22 protein-coding genes and 1 tRNA gene are annotated in these 22,823 nt (G+C 46.2%); 9 read left to right on the top strand and 14 right to left on the bottom strand.

Features of this window, described 5'->3' with window-relative positions; translation table 11 throughout:
• Positions 1 to 20 precede the first annotated feature (20 nt).
• Positions 21 to 617, bottom strand: coding sequence for a hypothetical protein (locus J4N44_RS04300; RefSeq protein ID WP_009701281.1), 597 nt, complete (start codon positions 615 to 617; stop codon positions 21 to 23).
• A 112-nt stretch (positions 618 to 729) separates the two neighbouring features.
• Positions 730 to 806, bottom strand: a tRNA-Arg gene (locus J4N44_RS04295).
• A 203-nt stretch (positions 807 to 1,009) separates the two neighbouring features.
• Here J4N44_RS04295 and folD point away from each other — a divergent pair.
• From folD to J4N44_RS04280, 3 genes are all read left to right on the top strand, one after another.
• A complete protein-coding gene (gene folD / locus J4N44_RS04290) occupies positions 1,010 to 1,870 on the top strand; it encodes a bifunctional methylenetetrahydrofolate dehydrogenase/methenyltetrahydrofolate cyclohydrolase FolD (protein ID WP_005446463.1) in 861 nt (286 codons plus the stop codon).
• A 196-nt stretch (positions 1,871 to 2,066) separates the two neighbouring features.
• Positions 2,067 to 3,392, top strand: coding sequence for a phospholipase D-like domain-containing protein (locus tag J4N44_RS04285; protein WP_252044869.1), 1,326 nt, complete (start codon positions 2,067 to 2,069; stop codon positions 3,390 to 3,392).
• Between the two features lie 389 nt (positions 3,393 to 3,781).
• A complete protein-coding gene (locus J4N44_RS04280) occupies positions 3,782 to 4,795 on the top strand; it encodes a DNA cytosine methyltransferase (RefSeq protein ID WP_005446460.1) in 1,014 nt (337 codons plus the stop codon).
• A gap of 106 nt (positions 4,796 to 4,901) precedes the next feature.
• Here J4N44_RS04280 and J4N44_RS04275 read toward each other — a convergent pair whose 3' ends face one another.
• The 4 genes from J4N44_RS04275 to J4N44_RS04260 form a co-directional block, all read right to left on the bottom strand.
• The gene (locus J4N44_RS04275) at positions 4,902 to 6,101 is read right to left on the bottom strand and encodes a NupC/NupG family nucleoside CNT transporter (RefSeq protein ID WP_005446458.1); all 1,200 of its coding nucleotides are present in this window, start codon (positions 6,099 to 6,101) and stop codon (positions 4,902 to 4,904) included.
• A 236-nt stretch (positions 6,102 to 6,337) separates the two neighbouring features.
• Complete coding sequence (locus J4N44_RS04270) at positions 6,338 to 7,282, bottom strand: LysR family transcriptional regulator (RefSeq protein ID WP_005446456.1); 945 nt, start codon at positions 7,280 to 7,282, stop codon at positions 6,338 to 6,340.
• A gap of 71 nt (positions 7,283 to 7,353) precedes the next feature.
• On the bottom strand, positions 7,354 to 8,325 hold the full coding sequence (locus tag J4N44_RS04265) for a lytic murein transglycosylase (RefSeq protein WP_005446455.1): 972 nt from the start codon (positions 8,323 to 8,325) through the stop codon (positions 7,354 to 7,356).
• Positions 8,326 to 8,373: 48 nt separating this feature from the next.
• Entirely contained in the window at positions 8,374 to 8,655 is a 282-nt protein-coding gene (locus tag J4N44_RS04260) for a YcgL domain-containing protein (RefSeq protein ID WP_005430875.1), read from the bottom strand.
• 197 nt (positions 8,656 to 8,852) lie between these two features.
• Here J4N44_RS04260 and minC point away from each other — a divergent pair, with 197 nt between their 5' ends.
• From minC to minE, 3 genes are read left to right on the top strand one after another with little or no spacing between them, the layout of a single operon-like run.
• A complete protein-coding gene (gene minC, locus J4N44_RS04255) occupies positions 8,853 to 9,515 on the top strand; it encodes a septum site-determining protein MinC (RefSeq protein ID WP_005446451.1) in 663 nt (220 codons plus the stop codon).
• A 17-nt stretch (positions 9,516 to 9,532) separates the two neighbouring features.
• Entirely contained in the window at positions 9,533 to 10,345 is an 813-nt protein-coding gene (gene minD / locus J4N44_RS04250; protein ID WP_005446449.1) for a septum site-determining protein MinD, read from the top strand.
• Positions 10,346 to 10,347: 2 nt separating this feature from the next.
• Entirely contained in the window at positions 10,348 to 10,611 is a 264-nt protein-coding gene (gene minE, locus J4N44_RS04245) for a cell division topological specificity factor MinE (protein ID WP_005437690.1), read from the top strand.
• Between the two features lie 348 nt (positions 10,612 to 10,959).
• On the opposite strand, the gene rnd is transcribed toward minE, so the two are convergent.
• The 7 genes from rnd to yoaA form a co-directional block, all read right to left on the bottom strand.
• Entirely contained in the window at positions 10,960 to 12,078 is a 1,119-nt protein-coding gene (gene rnd / locus J4N44_RS04240; protein WP_005437016.1) for a ribonuclease D, read from the bottom strand.
• 87 nt (positions 12,079 to 12,165) lie between these two features.
• Positions 12,166 to 13,857, bottom strand: coding sequence for a long-chain-fatty-acid--CoA ligase FadD (gene fadD / locus J4N44_RS04235; protein ID WP_005437015.1), 1,692 nt, complete (start codon positions 13,855 to 13,857; stop codon positions 12,166 to 12,168).
• Positions 13,858 to 13,963: 106 nt separating this feature from the next.
• Positions 13,964 to 14,818 carry an alpha/beta fold hydrolase gene (locus J4N44_RS04230; RefSeq protein ID WP_252045078.1) on the bottom strand — a complete coding sequence of 285 codons (855 nt, stop codon included), beginning with the start codon at positions 14,816 to 14,818 and terminating at the stop codon, positions 13,964 to 13,966.
• Positions 14,819 to 14,824: 6 nt separating this feature from the next.
• Entirely contained in the window at positions 14,825 to 15,382 is a 558-nt protein-coding gene (locus J4N44_RS04225; RefSeq protein WP_252044868.1) for a Slp family lipoprotein, read from the bottom strand.
• A gap of 25 nt (positions 15,383 to 15,407) precedes the next feature.
• The gene (locus J4N44_RS04220) at positions 15,408 to 15,713 is read right to left on the bottom strand and encodes a hypothetical protein (protein ID WP_005437006.1); all 306 of its coding nucleotides are present in this window, start codon (positions 15,711 to 15,713) and stop codon (positions 15,408 to 15,410) included.
• A gap of 60 nt (positions 15,714 to 15,773) precedes the next feature.
• Positions 15,774 to 16,475: a tRNA (adenosine(37)-N6)-threonylcarbamoyltransferase complex dimerization subunit type 1 TsaB gene (tsaB, locus tag J4N44_RS04215; RefSeq protein WP_005446440.1), complete on the bottom strand. Its 702-nt coding sequence runs from the start codon at positions 16,473 to 16,475 to the stop codon at positions 15,774 to 15,776.
• A gap of 45 nt (positions 16,476 to 16,520) precedes the next feature.
• The gene (gene yoaA / locus J4N44_RS04210; RefSeq protein WP_009698575.1) at positions 16,521 to 18,446 is read right to left on the bottom strand and encodes a DNA repair helicase YoaA; all 1,926 of its coding nucleotides are present in this window, start codon (positions 18,444 to 18,446) and stop codon (positions 16,521 to 16,523) included.
• Positions 18,447 to 18,663: 217 nt separating this feature from the next.
• Between yoaA and purU the strand changes: the two genes are divergently transcribed.
• A complete protein-coding gene (purU, locus tag J4N44_RS04205) occupies positions 18,664 to 19,497 on the top strand; it encodes a formyltetrahydrofolate deformylase (RefSeq protein WP_005428723.1) in 834 nt (277 codons plus the stop codon).
• A gap of 74 nt (positions 19,498 to 19,571) precedes the next feature.
• On the opposite strand, the gene J4N44_RS04200 is transcribed toward purU, so the two are convergent.
• Entirely contained in the window at positions 19,572 to 20,171 is a 600-nt protein-coding gene (locus J4N44_RS04200) for a VOC family protein (RefSeq protein WP_252044867.1), read from the bottom strand.
• Positions 20,172 to 20,391: 220 nt separating this feature from the next.
• Between J4N44_RS04200 and argS the strand changes: the two genes are divergently transcribed.
• Positions 20,392 to 22,125, top strand: coding sequence for an arginine--tRNA ligase (gene argS, locus J4N44_RS04195; RefSeq protein WP_005446437.1), 1,734 nt, complete (start codon positions 20,392 to 20,394; stop codon positions 22,123 to 22,125).
• Positions 22,126 to 22,285: 160 nt separating this feature from the next.
• Positions 22,286 to 22,714 carry an HIT family protein gene (locus tag J4N44_RS04190; RefSeq protein WP_005446436.1) on the top strand — a complete coding sequence of 143 codons (429 nt, stop codon included), beginning with the start codon at positions 22,286 to 22,288 and terminating at the stop codon, positions 22,712 to 22,714.
• Positions 22,715 to 22,823 lie beyond the last annotated feature (109 nt).

Below are 22,823 nucleotides of genomic sequence, written 5' to 3'. Positions count from 1 at the left end.
TTAACTAGCGCTTTTTTGTTCTATTCGTAAGCTACAGAGCGGTGCTTACAGCGATAAATATCTGCTGAAACTGACGTTGGGGTTTGTCCATCGGTTTCTATCACCTTCACCACGTGATATCGGTTACCACCCGCCATATAAACTTGGTTTGCAAGTTCCTCAAATAACGAACCTTTTTGTTGCTCAGACACAACTTGGTTACCGATGACTTTACACTCATTGTTTTCCACCTCTGCAAATGAGATTGGCTGCACCTCATTGGCACCAGGCAATAGCATGGTCTTGGTTGCTTTAGCCACACTTACGCTCGGTGCCGATGGACAATGATACAACTCAGCAACCACACTGGAAGGACGACCACGACTGGTATCGAGCACGGTAGCAATGTGATAACGGTTACCTCCCGATGCGTATGTTTGATTCTTCAACATACGGTCAACGTTGTTAGGATGGATATCTTCAATCGTGTAAGAGTCCACCATCTGACAATTAAGATTTTTAATTGCTACGTCAGTAATCGGAGAAATATTGACAGCTTGTGGAAGCACACGAACTTTACGCGTGACACATCCACTTAAAATAGAAAGCACAACTGCGGTTAGAATTATTTTTTTCATGATTTACTAAATGGAATAGAAGAGAACCAAATTCTATGAAATGAGTCATTTTGGACAATCCAAAACGACAAAACCCCGACAACTCAGAGAGTTATCGGGGCTTTTGAATAAATGGCACGCCCTATAGGATTCGAACCTATGACCACATCCTTAGAAGGGACGTGCTCTATCCAGCTGAGCTAAGGGCGCGCTACAGGGACAGGATTATACGAGTTCAAGCGCTTAAATCAACGAGTTTTCATAACATTCTGATCTGAATGCCTAAAAAAAGGGCACCAAAAGGCTAAATGTTCAAAAACACCACAAAGCAAACGTTTGCGTATGGATGTTAAATAGATTTTCTGCGACAATGCGCCGCAAATAATTTGCCTTCTCAATTTAAAAGGAAAGTCATGACTGCTCAAAATATAGATGGAACTCTTATTTCCCAAACTGTTCGATCCGAAGTTGCAGCACGTGTGAAAGCTCGTATTGAAGCTGGTCTTCGCGCTCCTGGTCTTGCAGTTGTTCTAGTTGGTGAAGATCCAGCTTCTCAAGTATACGTTGGCAGTAAGCGCCGTGCGTGTGAGGAAGTTGGCTTTGTCTCTAAGTCTTTTGACCTTCCTGCGACAACGTCGGAAGAAGAATTGCTGGCTCTAATTGATGAGTTGAACAACGACGCAGAAATCGACGGTATTCTTGTTCAGTTGCCTCTTCCTGCTGGCATCGACGCAACGCACGTTCTTGAGCGCATTCACCCAGAGAAAGACGTGGATGGCTTCCACCCTTACAACGTGGGTCGTCTAGCACAGCGCATTCCTAAGCTTCGTTCTTGTACACCAAAAGGCATTATTACGCTTCTTGATCGTTACAACATCGAACTACGTGGCAAACACGCAGTTGTGGTTGGTGCATCAAACATTGTTGGTCGCCCAATGACTCTTGAGCTGCTTCTTGCTGGCTGCACAACAACGACTTGTCACCGCTTTACCAAAGACCTAGAAGGTCACGTTCGCCAAGCAGACCTTGTTGTAGTTGCGGTTGGTAAGCCGAACTTCATTCCTGGAGAGTGGATTAAGAAAGGCGCGGTTGTGGTTGATGTGGGTATCAACCGTCTTGAGTCAGGCAAACTAGTGGGTGACGTGGAATACGATAAAGCGCGTGAAAACGCGAGCTTCATTACCCCAGTACCAGGTGGTGTTGGTCCGATGACAGTGGCAAGCCTAATTGAGAACACAATGCTGGCATGCGAACAGTTCCACACCAAAAAGTAAGTACGCCCCCCGATGAAAAAAGGCTCCAGCGGAGCCTTTTTTATTGGCTGTAACTCTAACCCCAGCCGTTAATAACAATATGACTCAATAGAGAGTGAGTATTTTTTGAACCACTTCTAAGTTCATTCAAACACAGCCAATACACAATTTAGTCGCGGTATAGTGGTTTTTATTTGTTTCTGTACAGCTAAACACCATGCGAGAAAGAATACTGTTTGATGGTCCATCACCAAAACAAAACCTACCGGATTATGAGTTTTACGCGGAAGGTGGAAGCCCCAAATTTACTGATTTCATTTGCAATTTTATCGACCAACAAAAAGAGCAGATCGAAGAGATCAATCTCGCGCTGTATTTATGCAATAACAAGTTGATGCTGGAAAGTATGATTGGATCAGCGTTGAAGGCTGGAATTACATTGAATATCTTCTCTATTCCTTTAGAGGGCTACGATAAAACTCCGGCGCAATCTCCCACTTTCGCACCCAAGCTAAGCAAAAACAAAGCACTACAAAGTAAACAGAAAAAACCGTTCTCCAAAAAGGACATCGCCCAATATTTATATGGCAGATTTGCCAAGTCTGAGAATCCAAAAATCAACTTGTACATCTGTGATCATATGTATGTCCGATCGAAGTATGTTAAGCCCTTCTCTCGAGGAAGAATGCCCTACTCTCTCCATATCAAACACCTATTTATTAAGTTCAAATCGGGGTCTAGTCACTCCATGGTCACGTCTTCAAATATGGCTGTCAGGGACTTAATTAAGCATGAGTTATTGGTTCATACGGAAAACTCAGAACACGATCATCAAAGGTGTCAGGAGTTTTTTGACCACTTAAAAATCAATAGCGAAAACATCAAACATTACGAGAAAAAACGAGGGTATAGCTATCAAGAGAAGACACAAGAGAGATTGTCTTCCCCCTCATGGGATCAAGGCATCTACTTTACCGCTCACTTTTTAAATGAATCCAATACCATTGTGCAGGATAAAATTTATACCCTGATTCGCAATGCGAGAAAAAGGGTCATTCTGTGTGCACAGCACATTAATGATCAGAACTTAATACCTAACCATCCCGATGTCGAGCTGCGCGTCATTTCCCAAACCTATACGGATGAACACAAAATTAAAAAATCAGGTAAACACTACGTTTGCATCAGCCAGCAGTTAGTGGAAACGCGGATGCCTTCTAATACCACTAACTTTCTCCAGATGGTCAACTTCCTCAAACAAAGACCAAACACGGCGTATTACTTCAACACCTCTTTGCACGCTAAATTTATCATCGTCGATGACACAATCATTATCTCCACGGGTAACCTGACAGAGACTCAATTTATTTACCGTTATGTTGCATCAATGAATCTCGTCAACATGCCTGATACCACCTACGAAGGGACACATTCCGAGGTGAATGCCTACTATTTGAGTCGCAACAATCCAAAACTTGCCGATGAGCTTGTCACTTATTTTGAAGTATTAACTCAATGCCCTCTCACCCATCGCGCTTTCTGAGTCTGGCTTCTACTATACCCAAGTGACTTCAAGATGCAGGATTCAGAGCGTTGTCATTGATTCGAGAGTAAGGAAAACAACGCAGTGTAATAGCCAGCTCTTTCCAAGTTGTTTGACGCAGCAATCGGGTCAATGACACGCTCCCAAAGGGCGAGCTGCCTTGGCTTGTATACTTTGTTGCCGATTCTTGATTTAGACCCACTAAACCTTTAAATCGCCGCCGCGTCTACAAACCAAGTCAGTCTCGCTGAACCTAGCATATCGAGGTTACTTGGGTATAAGTGCAGCCATACATTCAACTTATTGAAATAACGTGAGAAAAAATCACTGGCCTTATGTACAGTAAGTTGGTACAATACGCCCATTATTTAGACGACATATATCAGAGCATGACACAACGAATCGTTTCTTTTTTTGCTGGGGCTGGTGGCTTAGACCTAGGGTTCGAACAAGCTGGGTTCAATGTAACTTGGGCTAACGAATACGATAAAGATATTTGGGCGACATACGAGAAGAACCATCCTCACACTACGTTGGACAGACGTAGTATTACAAACATTGATGCGGATGAAGTGCCTGAATGTGATGGTATTATTGGTGGTCCACCATGCCAAAGCTGGAGTGAAGCGGGTGCGCAACGTGGTATCGAAGACAAGCGTGGTCAGCTGTTCTTCGATTTTATCCGTATCCTAGAAGCGAAAAAGCCTAAGTTCTTCTTGGCTGAAAACGTAAGTGGTATGCAGCACACACGCCATGCAAACGCGCTCAACAACATCAAGCAGATGTTTAAAGATGCTGGTTATGATTTGTATTACCAGATGATGAACGCAGTTGACTACGGTGCTGCGCAAGACAGAAAGCGCGTTATCTTTATTGGCTTCAGAAGTGACTTAAACATCAAGTACACGTTCCCAGAACCAATGGAAAAAACAGAACGTCGCACCTTGAAGCACGTGATTGCAGACCTTGATGGAACGGCAGTGCCTGCATTAGACAAGCAGAAGCCAAACCCAGATGTAAAAGTGCTAAACCACGAATACATGATTGGCGGTTTCTCTACGATGTTTATGTCTCGAAACCGAGTGAGAACTTGGGATGAGCCTTCTTTTACCATTCAGGCTGGCGGTCGCCATGCACCAATTCACCCAGGCGCGCCAAAAATGGAAAAAGTAGAGACAGACAAGTTTAAGTTTGTGGAAGGTCATGAAGACAAATATCGTCGTCTGAGTGTGCGTGAGTGTGCACGAATTCAGGGCTTCCCGAATGACTTTGAGTTCGTTTACAACAATGTTGCTGCGGGCTACAAGATGATCGGTAATGCTGTTGCTGTCCCTTTTGCAAAAGCATTGGCTTTAAGCATTCAAGAGCACCTAGCTCAAGCAAAAGATCTTAAAGCTGCTTAACGAAAAAAGTATCCCTAAATGCCTTTAGGGATACTCATTTCTTCTCTTTCTATTACTTCAATTGGAAGAAGATCCCCACTTAAGGGAACCTTCCATCGCCTTTCAATTAAAGACTCAAAATCACGCCAGCGATTGATGCACTCATCAGGTTCGCCATTACGCCTGCTGCGATTGCACGGAAGCCGTATTTAGAGATGAATGAACGCTTCTCCGGTACGAGTGAACCTAGACCACCAATTAGCATCGCCATGGTTGAGATGTTTGCGAAACCACACAGTGCGAAGGTTACGATAGCTTGTGAGTGTGCGCTTAACTGAGACTTCACTTCCATCAGTTGGATGAAGGCAACGAACTCGTTTACCACGATCTTATTACCGATCAGGGAGCCTGCCACGATAGCTTCATTCCAAGGAATACCTAGCAACCATGCGATTGGTGCGAATAGGTAGCCAAGTACTAGCTCGAAGCTCAGTTCCATACCGAATAGACCGCCGAACCAGCCTAGAATGCCGTTTAGCATCGCAATAACACTTACGAACGCCAATAGGGTTGCACCTACCGCCACTGCGATACGTAGACCAGACATTGCGCCGTCTGCCATTGCTTCAACCACGTTGGTTGCGCGTGGCATTTCTACTTGGTCTAGGTCGATATCTGGTGTTGTGGTGTCTGTCTCTGGCATCATGATTTTTGCCATCAGAAGACCTGCAGGTGCTGACATGAATGCTGCCGCGATTAGGAAGTTAAGATCCACACCCAGTGATGCGTAACCTACTAGCGTGCCACCAGCAACCGATGCCAAACCACCAGTCATTACTGCGAAAAACTGAGAATCACTCATGTGCTTCAGGTATGGCTTTACTACAAGCGGCGCTTCAATCATACCAACAAAGATGTTCGCTGTTGCAGATAACGATTCTGCACGACCTGTACCTAGCAAACGCTGAAGACCACCACCGATTAGGTTGATCACTTTTGGCATTAGACCGATGTGGTACAAACCAGAAATCAGTGCCGAGAAGAAGATGATGATACCAAGTACGTTAATCGCGAAGGTAAAGCCGTTGGTCGCAAGACCGCCGAATAGGAACGCGATGCCCTCTTGACCGTAGTTGATTAGGTTAGAAACCGCGCCAGTTACTGCGTTAAGCGCTTCTTTACCCGCTGGTACATACAGTACCAATAGCGCGAAGATTACTTGCAGAGCAAAAGCCAAAGACACCGTTCGTAGACGAATGTTCTTACGGTTAGTCGAAAGCAGCCATGCTACGAATAGGATGGCTACGATACCAAGAATTGAGTTCATAAAATGAATCCGACAAAAGGGGGAACAGGAAAGGCGTCGGATTGTATAGAGCGTAAAAAATGCTGCAAGTTGGGGATGTTAACAGGCTGAGAATCTTGTCTGCTCACTCTTTAATCAGCAAAATAACTCTTTGAATTAAATAAAGATAAACGTTTGCCTAAAGTTATTATTTCCAAATGGAAAAGATGTTTCTGGATTTGGAAAAATTTTGTGATTCAAATCACCTTATGTATTCCCTACTTCGGAATCGAAATATACGGTGCTAATCGCTGATCCCAATGGCAAGGCGATCCGATCTTTTGTTTGATGAATTCGATCACTGCTGAGATCTTTTTCGGCATATGTTGACGGCTTGGGTACACCGCATAAAACGGCATGGATTGGCTGGCTCTCCAATCAGGTAGAAGCTGTATTAGTTTGCCTGAGCGGAATTCATCCCCCAGCAAATAAGTGGCTAAGTAAGCAATCCCCCACCCTGCGATTGCGGCATCACGCACCGCTTCTGCTAAATCGACCGAGTAGTTACCAGAGACTTTCACGTTGAGCTCTTGCTCGCGATTGGTGAACGCCCAACTGGTGTAGTCACGCTCCCAACTGCGGTAAATAAGGCAGTTGTGCTGCGACAAGTCATTCGGTTCGGTTGGCGTATCGAACTTGAGTAAGTAATCTGGCGAAGCAGCAACCACAAATTGGCAATCTGCTAAGCGCTGAGCAATGTAACCTTCTGGCAAATGTTCATTATTGGTAATCCACAGATCCAAGCCTTCTTCGAGCATATCGACTTTGTAATCGAACAAATGCACTTCGACTTGCAGTTGCGGGTATTTCTCACGAAGTTCTTGAATGGCAGGGATGATGTGCAACGTGCCAAAAGACTGCGACAAACCGAGACGAACCAAACCGGCGACTTCATCGCGTTGGCTTTCCATCTCTAACGTGGCACTGCTAACGGCTTGCACCACTTGTTCACAATGGTGATAGAAGGTTTGCCCGGCTTCGGTTGGCGTGAAGCTGCGCGTGGTGCGTTGCACGAGCTTGATACCCAGTGACGCTTCCAACTGGCTGAGCTGTTTACTGACGTGAGAAACAGACACGCCTAGGCTCTTTGCCGCAGCGGTAAAGTTCTTATGTTTGATCAACGCTGAGAAGATCACCATTTGTGCAGCACGTTCAGATAACACGCAAACCTCGTTTCAAATAGAGAAAACAAAGGGCTCCGAAGAGCCCCTTTTTATTCGTTTATATATTCAATCTAGAATGTGATGCGGTCAGCTAAATGACTTACCGCTAGTGCGAAGTAGTAAGAGCGGTTCCACTTCATCAACACATTGTAGTTGTTGTACACCAGGTAAGTACGACCGTTCTCATCGTCTGGCATGATCAACCAAGCCTTGATGTCTTCGTCCAGCTTAGGAAGTGGGCTGCCATCGTATTTGGTGATGCCAAGTTTGCTCCAGTCTTGCAGGTACTTACCTTTTTCCGCTTCGCGACCTTGCAGGTTGTGGTCAATGCCGTGTGGCACTTTAACCTGACGACCCCAAGTGAACTTATCATCCCAGCCAGATTTGCTTAGGTAGTTCGCAGTAGAAGCAAACACATCAGCTTCTGATTGCCAGATATCCTTCTTGCCGTCGCCGTTACCATCCGCGGCAAAGCGTAGGAATGAGCTTGGCATAAACTGACATTGACCCATCGCACCAGCCCAAGAACCTTTGAAGTTCTCTAGCTCGATATGACCTTCATCTAGGATTTGTAGTGCCGCCATGGTTTCTTTACGGAAGAACTCTTCACGGCGGCCCTCAAACGCCATGGTCGACAACGCGTCGATCACGCGGAAGTTACCAGTGAACTTACCGAAGTTACTTTCCACGCCCCAAAGTGCAACGATAAAGCGCGGCTGCACGCCAAACTCATCACCAATGCGTTTTAGCTCAGCGTAGTGTTCTTTGTACAGTTGCTTCGCTTGTTTTACCTTCCACTCAGGTACCGCGCGCGGAATGTATTCATCTAACGTCAGTTTCTTCTCAGGTTGGTTACGGTCGGCTTTGACTGCTCGTGGTTTGTATTCCACATCAGCAAAAGCGGCACTGATCACCTGTTCGGAAATGCCTTTATCACGCGCTTCTGCACGCAATTTATTTAGGTATTCATCAAAGCCATCGCTGCTTGCAAAGGCTGAAGTGCACATACCAACGCTGAGCATTACTGCCAGTATCTTTTTCATATCGCCCTCCTTGAGCGAGGCAGAATTCCCAGATGAAAAGCGGTGACGTTATTCGCCTTTCTGCTGGGCTTTTTGTTCTTTGTATTTTTCTAGTAGGTTTTCCGGCGGAGGCGGAACCTGTAGGAAGAAACCATCATTGATTAGTGACGTTTTCACTTTCTCGACATCAACTTGTGCCAAAGTACGACCATCAAGTTTGATTGTCATCACCGGCATAGGCTTACCGAACATCTGCATTAACGTGTCAGGAACCTGTGAGAAATCATCCTTTTTCGGAATATAGAGATAAGTGCCTTCTTTTCTGGAGCTTTTATAAATAGAACAAAGCATGACGAGCCTTTTGTGCTGATTTACCCGCTTTGAGTGCGGATTTTGTTGAAAACGTAAAATTCTCGCAAACTTGATAGCAAATTTGAGATTAATTCACTTATTTGCCCGCTTGAGAACTTGCTGCGCTAAAGGATGAAATATAACATGACAGACCTAGTTTAAGGCAACGCTCTTTCAATAAAGGCAAGAAGTCCACGATGACCCATTCACCTGACCTTAAAGGTAGCAGTTTTACATTGTCAGTTTTACACCTTTCTGACAACGAGATCGCTAAGACTGTCGAATTTTTGCAAGAAAAGGTTTCTCAAGCACCCTCTTTCTTCGCATCCGCACCTCTGGTTATCAATATAGCAAAAGTAGAAGGCGACATTGATTTCACCACACTTAAACAAGGCATCGCCGATGCAGGGTTTATTCCGGTTGGTGTGACTGGCTGTAAAGATAAGCGCGTTCAAAACCTTGCCTCAGAAGCGGGCTTCGCCATCATGTCTGCGAGCAAATCTCCAACTCAAGCACCAGCGAAAATGGCGCCGACCAAAATCGTTCGTACGCCTGTGCGTTCTGGTCAGCAGATTTACGCCAAAGACGGTGACTTGGTTGTACTAGCACACGTAAGCGCTGGTGCAGAAGTGATTGCTGATGGCTCTATCCACATTCATGGCACTCTACGCGGACGCGCCATTGCAGGGGCGAGTGGTCAACAAGAAGCACGAATTATTTGTCACGATTTACAAGCTGAACTGGTTTCCATTGCAGGAGATTACTGGTTGAGCGATCAAATTGAGAGTGAGTATTGGCAAAAGAAAGTAATGATCAGTAAAGCCGAAGAATCATTACATCTAGAAACACTCACGATTTAGTCTAAAAAGGAAATAAAATGGCACGCATTATTGTAGTAACGTCTGGTAAAGGTGGCGTTGGTAAAACCACTTCAAGCGCAGCCATCGCCTCTGGTCTGGCTCTTAAGGGCAAAAAGACTGCGGTGATCGATTTTGATATCGGCTTGCGTAACCTCGATCTTATCATGGGCTGTGAACGCCGCGTGGTGTATGACTTTGTTAACGTCATCAACGGTGAAGCAACGCTTAACCAAGCGATGATTAAAGACAAGCGCACAGATAACCTATTCATTCTTCCAGCTTCTCAAACACGTGATAAAGACGCGCTAACCAAAGATGGCGTGCAACGTGTGTTCACTGAGTTGGATGAAATGGGCTTCGACTTCATCATCTGTGACTCTCCAGCAGGTATCGAGCAAGGTGCTCTGATGGCACTGTACTACGCAGATGAAGCGATTGTAACGACCAACCCAGAAGTGTCTTCGGTACGTGACTCTGACCGCATCCTAGGTATTTTGGATTCTAAGTCTCTACGTGCTGAGCAAGGTCTTGAGCCTGTTAAGCAGCATCTATTGCTGACGCGTTACAACCCATCTCGCGTAACACAAGGTGAAATGCTAAGCGTTGAAGACGTAGAAGAGATCCTACACATTTCTCTACTGGGCGTGATTCCAGAAAGCCAAGCCGTTCTAAACGCATCAAACAAAGGTGTGCCAGTGATCTTTGACGAGAACACAGACGCAGGCATGGCTTACTCTGATACGGTAGACCGCCTACTGGGCAACCAGGTTGAATTTCGTTTCCTTACCGAGGAGAAGAAAGGAATCTTTAAACGACTATTCGGAGGCTAGAAATGTCACTATTAGAATTTTTCCGCCCGCAAAAGAAAACTTCAGCGAATCTAGCCAAAGAGCGTTTGCAGATCATCGTTGCTGAGCGTCGTAGCCAGAACGATCCTGCGCCTTCTTACTTGCCTCAATTGAAAGAGGACATCTTGAAGGTGATCAGCAAATACGTTGCGATTGATCCAAACATGGTGGATTTGACGTTTGAGCACAAGGACGATGATATTTCGGTTCTTGAGCTAAACGTGAAGTTGCCAGAAGACGAGAAGTAATTACTTTTCGACTTTGCTTGAGAGTCTTCCTCTTCGTCATTCTGGACAGCGAGGTACGAGCGCGATTCAGAATCTATTACCAGAGTACTCGGCTTGGTGAAAGAAGGTTTTGGCTTTAAAGCGGGCTGTCAGTAGATTCCTAGTCTCACTTAAGCTTTTGGCTTTCACCCAACTTCGCTGGAATGACTCAAGACCCCTTCGTCATTCTGAACAGCGAGGCACGAGCGTGATTCAGAATCTACGACTAGCGTGCTCGGGTTGTTGAAAATAGGTTTTGGCTTCAAAGCCAATTACAAATGCGTGTTACAAAAAAGGTTGGCGATAATGCCAACCTTTTTTATTTGGTACTTACTTCAGCACCTTATTCATCTTCTCGCCGAGTAATTCAAGACGCCAGCCTTGCATCACATCCGGTAGACGCGCTGGATCGCGGTCTTTCTTCCATACCCAACTGATGATTTGGTTGATCTGCTTTTTAGACGCCAAGAACTCGGTCGCCAAGCCTGATTTTTGCGATGCTACCTTCACCACATCTTTCATGTTCTTGAAGATTTGCTTGTAGCCTGGGTAATCCATCAAACGCTCGATTTTAGCTGGGTAATCATCGGCAGGTGTTTGCTTTGCACTTTTCACGATAGCAGCAATTCGTGCGCCATGGCGGTTAATCGCACGAATGTCGATGCCTTCCGCTTCCATCTTCTTAAAGTTTGTCAACCCAAGGCGAGCCACCGTCAGCAAGTCGCCTTCTTTAAAGATGAAGTTCAACGCTAGGTCACGCTTAATCGCTTCGCGGTAGCGCCAAGTCGCCAAAGGCTTAAGAATCGCAAGTTCAGCCGGTCTTAGCTGCCATGCACCTTTGATGTCGAGGTAGACGGTTTCTTCATTTAAGTTACGAATACGCTTTGATACAAGCAGGTCGCTCTCTTGCTGAACCGCTTCCCACCAGCCAGCTTCGTTGACTTTATCTAATAGCTTCTCATAAAGAGGCATTAGGTAGTGTACGTCGGCCGCGGCGTAATCAAGCTGCTTTTGAGTAAGTGGGCGCGCCATCCAATCAGTGCGAGATTCGCTCTTGTCTAGCTCCACGCCTAGGTATTCTTCCACCAGCGTAGCAAAGCCCGTCGACAGACCGTGACCCAAAAATGCCGCCATCAGCTGAGTATCCACCATTGGGAATGGTGTGCAGCCAAAGGCATTTTGGAAGACTTCTAAATCTTCACCACACGCGTGCAGTACTTTTAGCACTGAGGTGTCTTTTAGCAACTCGACGAACGACGTCATGTCAGTCAGTTCGGTCGGGTCGATAAGGGAAAGTTGTTTGCCATCGAAAAGCTGAATCAAACCTAGCTGCGGATAGTAAGTCCTGATTCGCACGAATTCGGTATCCAGCATAACTACGTCGGCTTCTCTTGCTAGAGCGCAGACTTCTTCTAGGTCTTTGTTTTTCGTAATGATCTGATAGTTCACATGCTTCTCGCTATAAAAAAATGCCAGCAAAACGCTGGCATTCTAACACTATTTGGCAATAAATGATTGTTGCACAAAGAAATCCGCTTATGCGCTCTTCTTCGCTAGCTCTGCATCGTTCTCTTCACGCAATACGCGACGAAGGATCTTACCTACATTGGTCTTCGGTAGATCTTCACGGAACTCAACCAACTTCGGCACTTTGTAGCCAGTTAGGTGTTGGCGACAGTGTGCAATCACTTCGTCTTTGGTTAGGCTTGGATCGCGTTTTACAACGTAGATCTTCACCAACTCGCCAGACACTTCGTGAGGCTGACCGATTGCCGCGACTTCTAGCACTTTACCGTGCAGAGCAACCACGTCTTCGATTTCGTTCGGGTAAACGTTGAAACCAGACACAAGAATCATGTCTTTCTTACGGTCAACGATGTGCAGGAAACCTTCATCATCAAACTTAACGATGTCACCCGTCGATAGCCAACCGTCTTCGTTGATCACTTCTTTAGTCGCTTCTGGGCGCTGCCAGTAACCTTGCATCACTTGAGGACCGCGAACTTGAAGCTCACCTGTCTCAGTATTTGCTAGTGGGTTACCTTCTTCATCAACAATACGTACTTCAGTTGATGGCACAGGCAGACCGATAGAGCCGTTGTATTCCACTAGGTCGTGCGGGTAAGCCGCCACCAATGGAGAACATTCTGTCAGACCGTAACCTTCTAGTAGGTAACAGCCTGTGGTCTTTTGCCATTTTTCAGCGACAGCACGCTGCACGGCCATACCACCACCTACTGCAAGGCGAAGGTTGCTGAAATCTAGCTCATGGAAATCTTCGTTGTTCACTAGCGCGTTAAACAGCGTGTTTACACCGGTAATCGCAGTGAACTGGTATTTTTGCAGCTCTTTCACAAAGCCAGGAATATCACGCGGGTTAGTAATAAGCAGGTTGTTGCCGCCCATTTCGACGAACAGTAGACAGTTCACCGTCAGTGCAAATACGTGGTAAAGAGGCAGTGCCGTAACAACAAGCTCGCGACCCGGAGACAATACAGGACCATAAGCGCCTTTCGCCTGCATTACGTTAGCGATCATGTTGCGGTGCGTCAGGATTGCACCTTTCGCTACGCCCGTTGTACCACCAGTGTACTGTAGGAATGCAATATCATCGCCAGACATAAATGGTTTCACGTACTGAAGACGACGACCTTTGTGCAACGCTTTACGCATTGAGATTGCACCCGGTAGATCGTACTTAGGCACCATGCCCTTCACGTACTTAACCACGAAGTCGACAAGCGTACCTTTTGCACGTGGCAACATTTGACCAAGGCTGGTCAGAACCACGTGTTTCACTGGCGTGTTTTCTACGATTTGCTCTAGTGTGTTCGCGAAATTAGAAACGATAACGATCGCCGTTGCGCCAGCATCGTTTAGCTGGTGCTCAAGCTCACGAGGAGTGTAAAGTGGGTTCACGTTCACAGCGATACAGCCTGCACGCAAAATACCGAATAGCGCGACAGGGTATTGAAGCAGGTTTGGCATCATAAGAGCAACGCGGTCGCCCTTCTTCAGCTTAAGTTCGTTTTGTAGGTATGCGGCGAATGCGCGGCTACGCTCTTCCAATTTGCGGAAGGTCATGACCGAGCCCATGTTCATGAATGCCGGTTGGTCTGCGTATTTTTGAACAGACTGCTCGAACATTTCTACCAAAGACTCATATTGCTCTGGATTAATGGTTTCAGGTACGTCACTTGGATAACGTGAAAGCCATGGTTTATCCACGATGTTACTCCTCGTTTATAACTGGCTAAAAAATAGCGTCCTTTTTATTTTGAGCACTATTACAGCACAGCAAACGTGCTTGAGCACGTAACTCTCAAACACTTGTTTAAATTTTGTTAACTACACCAAGAATTCGCTTTGCGACCTCGAGTGTTTGCTCTAAATGGCAATGATGCCCACCCGAGACAGAAACCACTTTCGGTGGATTTTCGCCCCAATCGACTTGGTTAGACTGTAAATGCTGAAATCCTTTGTCACCCAATATGATTAGGTGCGGACAGCGTATTTGGCTGGTGATCGAGTTCGCGTGATCCTGAGCCATGCGATAAAGAGAATCGCACTTTAATTTGGCATCGTGTCGCCAAAACCATTGGTTCTCGCGACATTCGGTTCCGCGCTCTACGATTGGCATCAACTGCTCGGCGGTCAGGTGATTCGCTTGCATGCGTAGCTTTAACGCCAGATCGAAAGAAGCGATAGCTCGCTCCGGTTTGTTGCGTTGACGTTGCCGGCTAAGGACACCATCACGCAGTCGTTTTACGCTATTGGAAGGTTGTTCTGCGAGTGGACCCGCTCCTTCAATTTGCACTAACGCTTCGACCTGTTCAGGAAAGGCAGCACTATAGCAACTTGCGATTAAAGCGCCTAGTGAATGACCTACTAACACCAGTCTGTTTGGCGATAATTCATCCAATAATTGGTGTAAATCAGCAATGTAGTCGTGGAAGGGGTAGTAATTGTCTGAGGATTTATGACTGGATAAGCCATGACCAAATAGGTCAATTGCTAGTAAATGAAGATCAGGGTTGCAGTGATGGATAGCTTGCATCAAGGTTTTGAAGCTGCCTGCGTTATCCATCCACCCATGAAGAAAAACGACTGAACAAGCAGTCGTTTTTTCATTTCCGATCTCTAAGGCTGCCATGCTCCCATTTGGGAGTTCGAAACGGCGCTCATTCATCACAGATTATTTAACCTTCTTGATCACCTTACCGTCTGGCGGGAAATCCGAACGCATCATACGGCAGTTTATGGAGTAACAAGGGTAGTAATAGGTTGGCGTGTCGTACATACGTACTCGCTCTTCAATCTTCCATAAGCGGTAACCATCGCCTTTGATGACAGGGAAGATGTATTGATGCTCGCCAATTTTACCTTCTTCTTCGCCCGCACCTTTACCCACCACGGTAATGATTCGACCTTTACTGAAAGCAACCGGCTCTAGGTAACCATCAAAATAAACCGCGAAGCGACCCGTTGGTTCTTGGTCGATGTCTGGCTTGCCTGATTTGCTGATTGGTAGGTTTACAATCTCCAGACGCGTTTGGTCTTTCAAGTTATCCACTTTCGCGATAACACCACCAAGACGGACATCATTAGCAGCCTGTCCTTGGTCTTCAGCAAAGGCTTTGTAATCCGTCAAAACCTGCTCGGTGCTTGCATTCAGCTCTTCAGGAAGAGAACTACAGGCAGAAAGCCCGAATGCCGCGATAATAACCAGAAAAATACGTCCAGAAAGTTTCATAAACCCCCACTATAAATTCGTTGTTTTACACATAGATATCGACACCAAGTAACTGAGCAAGTTCCTCTTTCTTCGCTCGATTCATGACGTCCATATACTGTTCCATTGCTTTGCGAGCATGACCCTCGGGCAAATCATATTGCACTTGAGCGCGATGAATCTGAGACTCATCCACTTGCTTAATGGAATGCGCGACAGCGTTCGCCACCTTAGAAGGTTGACCAACGGGCTGCTTATCTTGAGCTTTCTTTACCTGCCCTTTTTTACCGACTTTATTGGTGCGATTTGCACCCGGTATTAACGCAGGAGGTAAACCATTGATAGACGCCATAACGCTCCATAAAAATACAGGGCGAATGCCCTGCACTTTGTCAAATCATTGAAAGACCGATTATTCGCGACCCGGAAGTTTCTTCCACGTCACATTATCACGCAGATAAACCGGGCTCGATTCTTCTACTGGAACTGTGTTGCCTTTCTTAAGCTCCTGCTCAGCAAGAATCACAATGTCTTGTGAATCAGGGTAAAGCACATCACCGCTCGTTAAGTTGAGTGGCAGTTTGCCAAGATCTTCTTGGTAAGCATCCCAACCAGTACCTGCTTTAGTCCACGTTTTGTCGTCTGCTTGCGCTTCTTCCGCAAGTCGTGCTGGTGGAATAACGCATTCTGCATCCACACCTGCCCATTCACCGTTTTCTTGGCGAGTGTAACGTGCCCAGTAAACTTCACTCATACGCGCATCAATCGCAACCGCAACATCCGTTGCACCGTGCAGACGGTAGCTTGCTTGTGCCATCGCAGCCAACGTTGAAACGCCAATCATTGGTAAGTCAGCACCAAACGCCAAACCTTGCGCGATACCAATACCGATACGAACACCAGTAAAGCTGCCCGGACCACGACCAAACGCCAATGCGTCTAAATCTTGTAGAGTTAGACCGGCTTCTTTCAGTACTTCGTCTACCATAGGCAGCACTTTCTTAGTGTGATCACGAGGAGCCACTTCACTGCGTGAAATCACTCGGTCATTAACCAGTAGCGCAACTGAACAGTTCTCAGTTGCCGTATCGATAGCAAGAATTTTTGCGCTCATGTAACTCTCTACAATTCTTCTTTAATTTATTGATGCCACAGCGCATTAGTCTGCGGCAGGTTGTTCTGTTTTTAGGAATGTTTTGATTCGTTCCAAATCCCGTGTTCTTGGGATTGGCGGTAAACTGCCAAGGAAGATGCCACCATAATCACGCGTCACCAAACGGTTGTCGCAAATGATTAAAGCCCCATGGTCTTTTTGGTCTCGAATCAAACGTCCTACGCCCTGCTTTAACGTGATAACCGCGTCTGGGATTTGCACTTCTGCAAACGGCTCACCACCACGTAATCGACAATCTTCGATTCGGGCTTTGAGTAGCGGGTCATCAGGGGCAGTAAACGGTAATTTGTCGATGATAACACAGCTCAGCGCATCACCTCTAACATCGATCCCCTCCCAGAATGCCCCAGTCGCCACCAGCAGCGCGTTACCCAGTTCCATAAACTCGGCAAGGGTCTTTTGTTTGCTCATCTCACCTTGCATCAGCACAGGCAGATCCAGTACTTCACGGAAACGTTCACCAAGCTCACGCATCATGCTGTGTGAAGTACACAGAAAGAAACAACGCCCATCGTTTTCTTCAATTACAGGCGCAAGCATTCGCACCAGTTTGTCGGCTAAGCCAGGGCTGTTTGGCTCTGGTAGATAACGAGGTACACACAAGCGTGCTTGCTTCTCGTAATCAAACGGAGATGGCAACGAAAACTGCTGCTTCGGCTTCAATCCAAGACGGTCGGTAAAGTGTTTAAAGTCCCCCGAAACCGCAAGGGTTGCTGAGGTAAAAATCCACGCACCTTGTTTGATTTCGATTTGCTCATGGAATTTATCTGCCACCGATAGCGGCGTAATGTGCAGAGCAAAATGGCGGGGAGATGTGTCGTACCAGTATGAGTAACCAGTAATATCGACATCACAGACGCGGTCAATTCTCCCTTTGATCAGATTGGCACGCTCAAAGGCGGTATCCAGCAATTGGCTTCGACCTAATGCCAGTTTCAATACGTCAATCGCCAAGTCTAAGCTATCGGTTAAGCGCACCAATTCACGTTTGATCGATTCCGACTGCAGCGCTTCACGCCAGTTACCGCGAAAGCCCGGTTCACCCAGTACGATGCGCATATCCATGGCACTTTGCATCAGCTTATCGCCCACTTTTTGTAGCTGGCGCATGTCTTTTGCTTCAGTACGGTAGGCAATCTCAATGTCCTTAGCGAGCTCTTGGATCTGTCGGCTAGAGATCGATTGTCCGAAGTATTCGCTGGCAATGTCTGGAAGCTGATGAGCTTCGTCGAAAATGAATACATCTGCCTCAGGGATCAGTTCACCAAAGCCAGTTTCTTTGATCGCAAGGTCTGCAAGGAACAAGTGGTGGTTAACGACAACAATGTCTGAATCCATTGCTCGTTTGCGTGCTTTTAAGACGAAACAATCGGTGTAGCTCGGACACTCTTTGCCCAAACAGTTGTCGTTGGTTGAAGTAATGGTCGGGATGATCATGCTGTCTTCTGGCAGATCCTCACAGTCCCCTAAATCGCCCGTTTTGGTCTCAGACGACCAAGTTCGAACCTTCACCAGTTGGGTCAACAATGTTGGATCGGCTTCATTGGTATGGCTCTCGACCATTTGTCGACTTAGACGATCCAAACATAAGTAATTGGATCGACCTTTTAGTAGCGCGACTTGTCCATAAAAGCCTAAAGCACTGACCATCAACGGCAAGTCACGGTGATACAACTGCTCTTGCAGGTTCTTCGACCCGGTACTGATGATGACTTTTTTGCCGCTTAATAGCGCAGGCACAAGGTAAGCGAAGGTTTTACCCGTTCCCGTTCCTGCTTCAACCACCAGCTGAGTTTGGTCTTTGATCGCACTGCTGACAGCTTCTGCCATATCGATTTGTGGCTGGCGAGCTTGAAAGCCCGGAATGGCTTTGCCTAACGCGCCCTCAGAGGAGAATGTTTTTGCGATCATGCCTGACATCTGGTTGGAAAAATTGTCGAGAGTATATCAGGAGTTGAGCGTAAACATCAGCCAACAAAAGCACTAGGTTTTAGCATCGCGCGGATAATTTGTTGAAACCGCGCCGAGAATAGATTATTTATGAAGTCAGATTGCAGTACGATTCACGCTTCTGACGTGACCCTTTTATTCGTACGCTAGAAAAATAATGCATGGAAGTATCTGATTTATGGAAAAGAAAACACTGTTAACCCATTGTTCTGACGCACCGGGTTTGATCTCAAAAATCACCAATATCTGTTATAAGCATCAGCTGAATATCGTTCATAATAACGAGTTTGTTGATAACACCAGTGGACACTTTTTCATGAGAACCGAGTTGGAGGGTTACTTCAACGATCAAACGCTACTCGCCGATTTAGACCAAGCACTGCCACAAGGTGCAAAACGCAAACTCATTAGCTCTCGCCGCAAACGCATCGTTATCCTAGTAACTAAAGAAGCACACTGTCTGGGTGATATTCTGATGAAGACTTACGATGGCAGCTTAGATGTTGAAATTGCTGCGGTTGTTGGTAACTACGACAAACTGCAAACACTCACTGAGCGTTTTGATATTCCCTACCATCACGTTACTCACGAAGATCTTAGCCGTGAAGAGCACGAACAGAAGATGCTTGAAGTGATTGATCAATACGATGCCGATTACCTTGTACTTGCGAAGTACATGCGAGTTCTCACTCCGACTTTCGTAGAGAAATACCGTCACAAGATCATCAACATCCACCACAGCTTCTTACCCGCGTTTATCGGTGCTAAGCCATACCAACAAGCTTATGACCGCGGTGTGAAGATCATCGGTGCAACAGCGCACTTCGTGACAAATGACTTGGATGAAGGTCCAATCATCAAGCAGGACGTTATTCCAGTGGATCACACGTTCAGCGCACAAGATATGGCGCAAGCAGGTCGTGATGTAGAGAAGAACGTATTGAGTAAAGCTTTGAATAAAGTGATCAATGACCACGTTTTTGTTTACGGCAATAAGACGGTTATCCTTTAAGTTCACCGCATTTGAAAAAAGAAAGGGTTGCTCATTTGGCAACCCTTTCTTTTTTATAGTTATTCAGAGCCAACTTATTCAGCCTGCTCAGATTCCACAATACGCTTAAGTGAATGCGGGTGCAGCTTGATACAAATGCCTTGATACTTAAACGCCACAGTTGGGTTGTTCAAGCGTTCGCCTTCCCCTTTCGGGCTCGACAGTTTGATCTTCACACCCAGCTCTTCCAACTCGTCAAAACGCGCGCCAAACGTTGGGTAAGTGTGTTTCAAATCAGCAAGAAACTCATCTGCGGTATCGGCGTGAGATGGAATCACGAACTCCACATGCTCCCAACTTTCGCTTGGGTAGATTTTGCCTTCCGCAGGGTATGGCAGCTCCAGACACTCAATCTTCCAACCACGGCTTTCCAACGCTTTGTCGAATTCGATAACAATAATTGGGCGACCGTTAATTTTCGCTTGTGAAATCACCTTACCGTATTGATTCCATGCTTCATGCGCGGCTTTCGCTGTTTCAGTATCATTAATACGCAGCGCAATATGGTCAGCTTGAGCAAAGCTCAGATCCAGTTTTAACAAGGATGCAAGCTCTTCAATCTTCGCCATAAATGCATCCAGATCTTGGATCATCAATTCAGGCGCTAGGCGTTTTTCAACTAGTTGAGTCGTCATTGTGGCTCTCTCATGGGGCGATTTATCTCATTACTCTGAGCGCAATAGTAAACGCAAACCAAGCCACATTTCCATTCAATCGAAAAAGTATAAATTTCCCCAATTCCTCTCTGTATGAAAAGCAATAAAGTTGTTATCATTAGCCCCATTTTTGTGAACTCCAACAGAACTCGGCACTTACTTCGCCGAGTTCTTCGTCCTTGAATTGAAGGAAACGCGTGTGAATATCCAAGCACTTATTAATGACAAAGTATCTCAGGCTCTAGAAGCCGCTGGCGCACCTGCAGGCAGTCCTGCGGCAGTACGCCAATCAGCAAAGCCACAATTTGGTGACTACCAAGCAAACGGCGTAATGGGCGTTGCTAAAAAACTGGGTACTAACCCACGAGAATTTGCACAGAAAGTACTGGATGTTCTAGACCTAGATGGTATTGCGAGCAAAACAGAAATCGCTGGTCCTGGTTTCATCAACATTTTCCTAAGCGAAGAGTTCCTAGCAAAACAAGCGGAAGCAGCACTGGCTGATTCACGTCTTGGCGTTGCAGCAGACGAAGCTCAAACTATCGTTGCTGACTACTCTGCACCAAACGTTGCTAAAGAAATGCACGTTGGTCACCTACGTTCAACCATCATCGGTGATGCAGTAGTACGTACTCTTGAGTTCCTAGGTCACAAAGTGATCCGTGCGAACCACATCGGTGACTGGGGTACTCAGTTCGGTATGCTTATCGCAAACCTTGAGCGTGTACAACAAGAGTCTGGCGAAGTTTCTATGGAGCTGGCTGACCTTGAAGGCTTCTACCGTGAGTCGAAGAAACTATACGACGAAGACGAAGAATTCGCAGTGAAAGCACGTAACTACGTTGTGAAACTGCAAAGCGGCGACGAGTTCTGCGCAGAAATGTGGAAGAAGCTGGTTGACGTAACCATGATCCAAAACCAGCGTAACTACGATCGTCTAAACGTATCTCTATCTCGTGATGACGTAATGGGCGAGAGCATGTACAACGACATGCTACCTAAGATCGTAGCAGACCTTAAAGCACAAGGTCTTGCGGTTGAAGATGACGGCGCGCAAGTTGTGTTCCTTGAAGAATTCAAGAACAAAGACGGCGAAGCGATGGGCGTTATCGTTCAGAAACGCGACGGCGGCTTCCTATACACAACGACGGACATCGCATGTGCGAAATACCGTTACGAAGAACTAGGCGCAGACCGCGTACTTTACTTCATCGACTCTCGTCAGCACCAACACCTAATGCAAGCTTGGACTATCGTTCGTAAAGCGGGTTACGTGCCAGAGTCAGTATCTCTTGAGCACCACGCGTTCGGTATGATGCTAGGTAAAGATGGTAAGCCATTCAAGACTCGTGCAGGTGGTACAGTTCGTCTTGCTGATCTTCTAGATGAAGCAGAAGTTCGTGCAGCACAACTGATCGAATCTAAGAACCCAGAACTAGCAGAAGACGAGAAGAAAGCGATCGCGAACACAGTTGCAATGGCAGCGGTTAAATACGCAGACCTTTCTAAGCACCGCACCACGGACTACGTGTTCGATTGGGACAACATGCTAGCGTTCGAAGGTAACACTGCACCGTACATGCAATACGCTTACACTCGCGTAGCATCTGTATTCGCTAAAGCAGGCGTCTCTATGGATGATCTACAAGGTGAAATTAAGATCACTGACGAGAAAGAAAAAGCGCTTATCGCAAAACTTATGCAGTTCGAAGAAGCGGTTCAATCTGTTGCTCGCGAAGGTCAGCCACACATCATGTGTAGCTACCTATTCGAACTAGCAGGTCAGTTCTCTAGCTTCTACGAAGCATGCCCTATCCTGGTTGCTGAAGACGAAGCAGTGAAACAAAGCCGTCTGAAACTGGCAGCCCTAACAGCGAAGACCATCAAGCAAGGTCTATCTCTACTAGGTATTGATACTCTAGAGCGTATGTAAGCGAATCGAGAATCGAGAATCGAGAATCGAGAATCGAGAATCGAGAATCGAGAATCGAGAATCGAGAATCGAGATGATTTCGAAAGGTTGGCGTGAAAGCGTCAACCTTTTGTTTTATCTGGCGTATACTGATGTCATTCAATTCAAATCGGATAATATAATGAGTTTTGAACTGCACCCTCAATTGGCAAAAGACACTACCGTTATCGGTCACTTCCCACTGTGTGTGGCGCTTCTGCATAAAGACAATGCCGTGCCATGGGTTATCTTGGTACCAAAACGTGCAAACCTAAAAGAGCTTCACCACTTGCCAATGAAAGAACAGCAACAGTTTTTGCTAGAGTCTCAGGCAGTAAGCCAAGCACTAGAAGCAACATTCCGTCCAGACAAGTTAAACCTAGGCGCACTAGGTAACATGGTACCTCAGCTACACATTCACCATATTGCTCGCTTCAAAGATGACGTAGCATGGCCGGGACCAGTTTGGGGCAACACCAAAGGTGAATTCCGTACAGAAGAAGAGCAAAACGAATTGCTTGGTCGTATTAAAAACGTGCTATCACTGAGCTCTATTTTCCAAAAAGCATAGCCGCTGCCAGCGAAAATAATTCGCCTTTGAATACGGCTGAAACAGACAGAGAAAGATTAATACGTATTTGTAACAATCTTTCTCATTTTTCTAGGATTATCACTAAAAT

Source organism: Vibrio sp. SCSIO 43155 (assembly GCF_023716605.1).
Lineage (GTDB): Bacteria > Pseudomonadota > Gammaproteobacteria > Enterobacterales > Vibrionaceae > Vibrio > Vibrio harveyi.
This window is presented reverse-complemented; position numbering and strand designations above follow the sequence as displayed.